Genomic DNA, 1,371 nt, shown 5'->3' on the forward strand with positions numbered 1-1,371 from the left:
GCAAGACGCAGACGGTGGTGATCACGGCGGCGGCCAACCAGGCGCCGGTGGCCAACATCAGCGGCCCGACGAGTGGGCAAGTGGGCGCGAACCTGAGCTTCTCCGGTGCTGGGAGCACGGATGCCGAGGGCCCGGTCGCAAGCTATGCGTGGACATTCGGGGATGGCACGAGCGCAAGCGGGGTGTCGGCCACGAAGAGCTACAGCGCAGCCGGCACCTACACGGTGACGTTGACGGTGACCGATGCYGCGGGCCTGACCAACAGCAAGACGCAGACGGTGGTGATCACGGCGGCGGCCAACCAGGCGCCGGTGGCCAACATCAGCGGCCCGACSAGTGGGCAAGTGGGCGCGAACCTGAGCTTCTCCGGTGCTGGGAGCACGGATGCCGAGGGCCCGGTCGCAAGCTATGCGTGGACATTCGGGGATGGCACGAGCGCAAGCGGGGTGTCGGCCACGAAGAGCTACAGCGCTGAGGGCAGCTATACGGTGACGTTGACGGTGACCGATGCTGCGGGCCTGACCAACAGCAAGACRCAGRYGGTGRTGATCACGGCGGCCGGGGGGGGAGGACAGGCAGTCAATGTCGCWGCAGCCGCTAACGGCGGTGTGGCAACAGCGTCCAGCATTTTCGACTCGAGATATCCCGCAAGCGCGRTCAACGACGGCGACCGGCTKGGGYTGAAATGGGGRGCTGGKGGCGCYTGGGCGGACGGYACYTCRGGCGTCTACCCGGATTGGGTGCAGATCGACTTCAACGGCATGCAGACGATTGGCGAAATCGATGTGTTCACGCTGCAGGACAACACGGCCTCGCCATCAGTGCCAACGCTGACGATGACGTTCAGCCAATTCGGCATCACGCATTTCGTAGTTCAGTACTGGGATGGCGCTGCGTGGGTGGGCGTGCCGGGCGGCAACGTCATCGCCAATAACAAGGTGTGGCGGCAGATCACATTCGCGCCAATCACAACACAGCGCATCCGTGTTCTGGTGACTAGCTCGGCCTACAACCTCTCGCGCATTGCCGAGGTGGAGGCCTGGACGCCGGGAAGCGTGACGAACCAGGCGCCGGTGGCCAACATCAGCGGCCCGACGAGTGGGCAAGTGGGCGCGAACCTGAGCTTCTCCGGTGCTGGGAGCACGGATGCCGAGGGCCCGGTTGCAAGCTATGCGTGGATATTCGGGGACGGCACGAGCGCAAGCGGGGTGTCGGCCACGAAGAGCTACAGCGCAGCCGGCACCTACACGGTGACGTTGACGGTGACCGATGCTGCGGGCCTGACCAACAGCAAGACGCAGACGGTGGTGATCACGGCGGCGGCCAACCAGGCGCCGGTGGCCAACATCAGCGGCCCGACGAGTGGGCAAG

General features: G+C 65.6%; 1 protein-coding gene. It reads left to right on the top strand.

Features of this window, described 5'->3' with window-relative positions; genetic code table 11:
• Positions 1-14 precede the first annotated feature (14 nt).
• The coding region (locus tag ACXRVZ_RS27575; protein ID WP_458233126.1) for a PKD domain-containing protein at positions 15-1,371 on the top strand (1,357 nt) is incomplete at its 3' end.

The sequence above is a fragment of the Roseateles sp. P5_E8 genome, from assembly GCF_054177665.1.